Origin of the sequence: Corynebacterium mendelii (genome assembly GCF_017307055.1) — a bacterium.
GTDB lineage: Bacteria > Actinomycetota > Actinomycetes > Mycobacteriales > Mycobacteriaceae > Corynebacterium > Corynebacterium mendelii.
In genome coordinates this window covers 377,330-383,782 of the sequence record NZ_JAFLEQ010000008.1, presented here as the reverse complement: position 1 = coordinate 383,782, position 6,453 = coordinate 377,330, and the positions used below count along the sequence as shown (strand labels likewise).

Below are 6,453 nucleotides of genomic sequence, written 5' to 3'. Positions count from 1 at the left end.
CCGGCGGGCCGGCGGGTCTAAGGTGAGTGGTTAACCGGCGGGTGCGGCGACAGCTGGTGTTGGTGCTGCGCCCCGCTCCCGGTTGGTGTTGTTTCCTTCTTTTTTCCGCGTGAATTTTTTTGTCACGTTTTCCCACCGAATATTTTCTGCGGGGCGAACCCATGAGCTTTTCCCGGTCCAGCCGCACGGCACGCGGCAGCCGACGCACCAGTGCCGGCCCCCCGGCGGCGCTCGCCGGTGGCAGTCGGCCCCGTCCCGGCCGCCGCCCGCTCGTGGCGGCACTGATCCTGCTGTGCGCCGCGGCCGCGGCCGCAGTGGTGTCGTCGCTGACGGTCTCCGGGGCCGATGCGGTGGCCAACCTTTCGTCCGTGGTGGCCGGAACACAGGGATCCGGCCCGTCGGCGGTGGCCGCCTACACGCTGCCGCGCACCGTGGTGGCGGCGGCCGCCGGGGCGGCGCTCGGCGTGGCCGGGCTGCTTATGAGCTGCCACACCGGAAATATTCTCGCCGACCCGGGGCTGGTGGGAACCAGTCCCGCCGCCGGCTGCGCGGTGGCGGTCACCGCCGCCTGGTGCGGGGTGCTTCCGGTGCCCGCGGCGATGGGGGTGGCCGCGGCCGCGGCGGGCGTGGCCCTGCTGGGTGTGGTGTGGCTGATGTCGCTGGGGGCCAACTCGTATCATCCGCTGTCCCTGGTGGTCGGCGGGCTGGGGGTGGCGCTGGTGTCGGCGGCGGCCACCGGACTGGTGGCGGTCGCCCGCCATGAGCCGTCGGTGGTGATCTCCGCCTGGCAGGCCCGCCCCAGCGGCGCCTACACCCGGCAGGACGCGGCCACCATCGCCGCCGTAACGCTGGTGGTGATCCTGGCTGCGGCACTGTCGGCCAGACAACTCAACGCCATCGCGGCCGGACATGATGTGGCGGCCCAGCGCGGCATCAATGTCACTGCCGCACGGGTGGTGGGCCTGGGGCTGGCGGCCGTGTTGACCGGTATCGCCACCGCCGCGGCGGGGCCGGTGATTTTCGGTGGTCTGCTGGTGGCGTATCCGCTGTACCGGTTTGTCGGCCACGACCACCGGTGGCTGGTGCCGCTGGCGGCGCTCGGCGGGGCGGGCCTGGGGCTGGCCGCCGATACCGCGGGACGGATGATCACCCATCCCGTCGACTATCCGGCGGCCATGGTGCTGGTGCTCGCCGGGGCGCCGCTGGCGCTGGCACTGGTAATCGGACGAAAGCAGGTCACACCATGACAGTGTCGGCAACATCCGTGCCCGGCAGGCCGCGTGTGGTTGCCGGTCCGCTGGTCACCGTCTGGCGGCCGCAGCCGATCGTGGTCACCGTGCTCATGCTGGCCGCCGCAGCCGTCATGGCCGTTGCCGCCGCCGGCACCGGCGACCAGCAGCTGTCATCCGGCCGGGTGATCGCGATCCTGGCCGGCGGGGGTGACGCGGCGCAACGGCAGCTGGTCATCGATTACCTGCTGCCACGCTCCATCGGGGCGCTGTGTGTCGGGGCCGCCCTGGCGCTGGCCGGGGCGATCACCCAGTCGTTGACCAGAAAACCATTGGCCAGCCCCGATGTGCTGGGGATCACCGCAACCGGGGCGGCCACCGCCGTGACTGTGGCGTCAGTCGGCGGCTCGGCTGTCGGCCGCAGCGGATGGGGCACCCTGTTCGGGGTTCCCGCCGCCTGTTTTTTCGGGTGCCTGGCCGCCGGTTCCGTTGTGCTGTGGCTGGCACGCAAAAAACGCCTCGACATCTTCCGGCTGGTGTGTGTGGGACTGTGTGTCACCCTGCTGATGCAGGCGGTGGTGCGCTGGGTGCTGGTGGGGGCCGGCGCCGACTCCACCCGCATCGCCCACACCTTCATGTTCGGTTCTTTGTCCCGCAGCACCTGGCAGTCGGTGACCCCGGTGATCATGGCCACTGCCGTGGCGGTGGTGGTGCTTTTGGCACTGTCGTTCCGCCTGAAAGCAATCACCCTGGGGGAAGCCACCGCCAACGGCCTGGGGGTGCATGTGCGGGGCACCTGGATCATTCTGACGGTTATTGCGCTGGCCCTGTGCGCGGTGGCGGTCACCGCCGCCGGGCCGATCATGTTCATCGCTTTCGCCGCCCCGCAGCTGGCGCTGCGGCTGTCGAACACCGCCACCGCGCCGCTGGCCCCATCGGCCGCCACCGGCGGGGCGCTGCTGGTGGCCGCCGATCTGGTGGCCCGTCTCATCCCCGGCAGCCCGCCGGTCGGCCTGGTCACCGGCCTGGTCGGCGGCTGTGTGTTCATTGTTTTTCTCATCCGCACCAACCAGAGGACCACGGCATGAGCGTCAGGCCCGCCAACCGCATGAAAGTCCGCAGCCTCACCGTCGGCTACGGCCACCGCACCGTCATCAGGGACATGCACGTCAATGTCCCCGCCGAGCGCATCACCTGTGTGCTGGGGCCCAACGGCGCCGGGAAATCCACCCTGTTCAAGGCCATCAGCGGGCTGCTGCCGATCACCTCGGGGTCAGTGGTGGTCGACGGGGTGTCCATTGAGCGGTTCAGCAGCCGGGAGTTGGCCCGCAAGCTGGCTTTCCTGCCGCAGTACCCCACCGCGCCGGAAGGCCTGGCGGTTGCGGATCTTGTCGCCCGCGGCCGGCATCCCCGGCAGCGCTGGCTGAAACAGTGGACCAGCGACGACGAAGAAAAAGTCGCCCGGGCGCTGAACCTGACCGGGGCGGGGGCGTTTGTCGGCAAAGATCTCGACACCCTGTCCGGCAACCAGAAACGCCGGGTGTGGATATCGATGGTGCTGGCCCAGGACTCCGGGATCATGGTCTTCGACGAGCCGACCACCCACTGCGATCTGTCCCACCAGATAGAGATTCTTGACCTGATGCACCGGCTGACCCGGGAAGCAGGCAAAACCATTGTGCTGTCGATCCCCGACATCAACCTGGCGCTGCGCTACGCCGACCATCTGGTCATCATCGGTAACGGCCGGCTGGTCGCCGAAGGGGATCCGGCCGAGGTGATCACCCCGGAGATCCTCACCGACACGTTTCATCTCACCGCCAGTGTGGTCGCCGACCCGGCCACCGGCGGGCCGATGATTGTCACCACCGCCCCGAAACACATCCGCGACCGGCTGCAGGCCCGGGCCGACGCCGCGGAAAAAGCCCGGAAGGACAGCGGCGAAGAGCAAAGCGAACGGTTGAAGCGGGCCACCCGCGCCTACGAGGAAGCCGAAGCCGCCGAAGAAGCCAAACTCGCCGCGAAGGAAGCAAGCCGGGCACAGGATGCGAAACAGGCCCGGGAAACCGAGCTGGAGGCATTGGGCGAAAAGGTGAAAAAAGCCTCCGCCAAAGCACGCCAGCTGCATGCCAAAGCCGCGAAATTCGACGCCGAACTCGAAGAAATACCCGCAGACGCCCCCAACCGGGCCGAATTGGCGGCCAAAGCCGACACCGCCCGGAACGACGCCGCCGACGCCGACGGGCACACCGCCCGACTGCAGGCGGAACTGGCGGAAGCCAAGGAACTGCGCGACAAAGCCGACACCCGGGCACGCACCGCCCGGGAAGAAGCCATCAAAGCCCAGGCCTGGGTTGATGAGCTGACCCACCGCACAGACACCGGCACAGCCGATGACACCGCGGGGGAAACCGGCACCAGACAAACAGAACCCGAGAACCCCGACAGTGACCGCACCGGTGACGGCAGCGCCACGGACACCCGGTAGAAAACGCACCGGCCTGCGCCGCCTTCCGCTCTGCCGCACCACCCCCAAGAAATATCCTCCCCGAGGGACGCCATGACAAAGGCGGAGGATACAGGCCCGGAAGATAACAGACGTCTGTTACCGCACCCCCGGAAAGCGGTTGCTGGGAGCGCAGCCGCCGCAACGCCGTGACAACCGCGGTGCGGTTCCGCGCGGCGGTCATAAACCGCGGCAGCGTGTGGGAGGCGGTTTTATGCCTGATCCCATCGGGTTTTTCCCGCAAACCCGCACTGATGTAGTCGATCAGATAGTCCAGGTGTTCGGCGTTGACCGCCCACACCACATGCCCGCGCACAGTGGTCAGATAGTGCAGGCGGCAGCCGGTCCCGGGTGATACCCCCCACACCTGCCGCCCGGTGGGCACCGCCGTCACCGTGCCCGCCATCCTGCAGCCGCAGGACGGACAGTCGAAACTGACGGTGGCATACCGGTGCAGATGTGTCTGGCCGGTGAGACTGTGCCGCCGGTAACTGCCGCAGCCGGGGCACTTCCCGCAGGCATCGACCCGCACCTGTGACAGACCGGTGGTTGTCACCAGCCAGCAGCCGCGGCAGACCAGCCGCGCGATGCCGTCGCGCCCGTCCGCGGTGACCCGGGCAGGCCCACCACAGCCGGGGCAGAGAAACTGCGGTAGGGCAGATCGCGGAAACGTTTCACGGGGCAGCCGTCACTTTCTGCGACGGCACAAGCTGGACCCGGTCGGTGAAAAAACTCCGGTAGGCGATCCGGTTGAAAATCACCACGGTCAACGCCACGGATCCGGCAATGCCCAGGACAATGGCAATTTGGTAGGCCACCGCCAGCCGCGGATCGGTCCCGGAGAGAATCTGGCCGGTCATCATGCCCGGCAAAAACACAATCCCCATGCCCAGCATCGAGTTGACGGTGGGGATAATCGCCGCGTCAAAAGACCGGTCCCGCACCTGTTTGCAGGCATCCTCGGCCACCGCCCCCAACATGAGTGCGGCCTCGATATCGCGGCGGTGATCGGCCATCCCGTTGACCAGCTGGTTGACCCCCAGGGTGATCCCGGTCATGGAGTTTCCGATCAGCATCCCGGCCAGCGGAATGACATGCCGCGGCTCATACCACGGGTCAACGGCCACCACCATCACCACAAACCAGGCCAGGCAGCACCCCGTGCCACCGACCATCGCAACGGCCACGGCTGTTGTCAGACCAACCGAATTAGTGGCGGTCTGCCTGCTGATGGTGTGCACCGCGAAAACCTCCATCACGGCCACAATCAGCAGCGTCAGCCACGGCGACGGGTGGCCGATGAGATACACCAGCAGATAGCCCACCGCCACCAGCTGCAGGGTCATGCGTGAAGTGGCGAGAACAATCTCTTTTTCCCGCCCGAGTTTTTTCACCCGGACCACCACCACAAGGATCAGCACAAAAAGGTAGGCTGCCGCCAGCTGCCACAGCGACAGCACCGCCACATCAGTCATGGCGCATCCTCTCCGACGACGGTGCCCGCCGCCATCCGGATGGTCGTCCCACCCAGCATCTCCACCAGCGCCGGTGAATGGGTCACCACCACCACCGAAGCGCCGGTGGCCCGCCGCCACCGATTGATGGCACCGGCCACCAGCTGTTCCGAGGACCCGTCCAGGGCGGCGGAGGGTTCGTCGGCTATCAGCACCTCCGGGTTCATGGCCAGCACCCGTGCCAGGCACAGGCGCTGGATTTCCCCGCCGGATAACCCCCCGGGATCATCGGCCGGATTCACTTTCAGCCCGAGACTGCACAGCAGCTGCCCGACCTGCCCGTCATCGGGAACAGGGTGCCCCGCCCAGCGGCACCCGATACGCACATTGTCGGCGATGGTTCCGGCGAACACCACCGGGTGCTGCCCCAGCATCACCACTGTCCGGCGCAGCCGGACAATATCGGTGGCGGCAAGATCGGTTCCCCGGTAGCTGACGGTGCCACGGTCAGGGGTGACCATCCCGTTGAGCAGTTTCACCATGGTGGTCTTCCCGGCCCCGGAACCACCGGTGACACAACTCACCCCGGCGGTGATCACCAGATCACTGATATCGATGATCCCGCCGACGACAACGTCGCGGAGGCGGAAAAGCTCGTCGGTCACCACGGTTGAAATCCTCAGTGTGTTGTTGCGCCGTTTTCTGCCCCGCCCGAGCAGGTATCGCAGGGCCACTGTATTGGTGCCCCCAGCGTAGCCGGGCGCCCTGCTGACCTTGCCCTCCGGGCGGTCAATTTTTTCGGCCCCGGCCTGTCGGCCGGGACAGCGGCACCGGCCGGATTCCACGGCACGGCCACCGGTTATCCACACCCCACCCCCACAGTCCACACCGCGGGCACACGGCATGTGTGCCAGGTGGCCCGATCCACCGATACCGCCCCCTGGCCACCCCCGCCCAAGCCACCTGCGCAAACATTTCCCACAGGCTTTAACAAATTCCACTGCCTGCGGGAATAATCTTCCACCCCACAGGAAAGAGTGTTGTCTCACCACCCCCGCCGATGATTCTCCCGCCCGCTGCACCCGCGACAGCTCCCGCACCACCGCCGGCAGCCTCCCCCGGGTAGGTGGGGCGAGGTTTTTCCACAGCTTTATCCCCAGCGTCAACGCCCGGTTATCCACAATGCGCACGGCACCACCGCACCGGGTTGTGGATGCTGCCATCACACTGCCGCCTGTCCCGGGTGTGCCGCGGCCACAGGCCA

5 protein-coding genes are annotated in these 6,453 nt (G+C 67.4%); 3 read left to right on the top strand and 2 right to left on the bottom strand.

Annotated features, from left to right (window positions below; genetic code table 11):
• Positions 1–272 precede the first annotated feature (272 nt).
• From JZY06_RS04945 to JZY06_RS04935, 3 genes are read left to right on the top strand one after another with little or no spacing between them, the layout of a single operon-like run.
• Entirely contained in the window at positions 273–1,247 is a 975-nt protein-coding gene (locus tag JZY06_RS04945) for an iron chelate uptake ABC transporter family permease subunit (RefSeq protein WP_207118768.1), read from the top strand.
• Entirely contained in the window at positions 1,244–2,317 is a 1,074-nt protein-coding gene (locus JZY06_RS04940; RefSeq protein ID WP_207118766.1) for a FecCD family ABC transporter permease, read from the top strand. Before JZY06_RS04945 ends, JZY06_RS04940 begins: the two co-directional genes overlap by 4 nt.
• Positions 2,314–3,717 (top strand): ATP-binding cassette domain-containing protein, encoded by a 1,404-nt coding sequence (locus JZY06_RS04935; RefSeq protein WP_242516654.1) that lies wholly within the window; start codon positions 2,314–2,316, stop codon positions 3,715–3,717. The genes JZY06_RS04940 and JZY06_RS04935 overlap by 4 nt, the downstream gene beginning before the upstream one ends.
• Before the next feature lie 692 nt (positions 3,718–4,409).
• Here the strand turns inward: JZY06_RS04935 and JZY06_RS04930 are convergent.
• Complete coding sequence (locus JZY06_RS04930; protein WP_207118764.1) at positions 4,410–5,210, bottom strand: ABC transporter permease; 801 nt, start codon at positions 5,208–5,210, stop codon at positions 4,410–4,412.
• A complete protein-coding gene (locus tag JZY06_RS12425) occupies positions 5,207–5,854 on the bottom strand; it encodes an ABC transporter ATP-binding protein (protein ID WP_207118762.1) in 648 nt (215 codons plus the stop codon). Before JZY06_RS12425 ends, JZY06_RS04930 begins: the two co-directional genes overlap by 4 nt.
• Positions 5,855–6,453 lie beyond the last annotated feature (599 nt).

Bases quoted from the DNA above. Each gene is read 5' to 3' on its own strand.
- JZY06_RS04935 (WP_242516654.1), top strand. From the start codon at position 2,314: ATGAGCGTCAGGCCCGCCAACCGCATGAAAGTCCGCAGCCTCACCGTC.
- JZY06_RS04930 (WP_207118764.1), bottom strand. From the start codon at position 5,210: ATGACTGATGTGGCGGTGCTGTCGCTGTGGCAGCTGGCGGCAGCCTAC.
- JZY06_RS04940 (WP_207118766.1), top strand. From the start codon at position 1,244: ATGACAGTGTCGGCAACATCCGTGCCCGGCAGGCCGCGTGTGGTTGCC.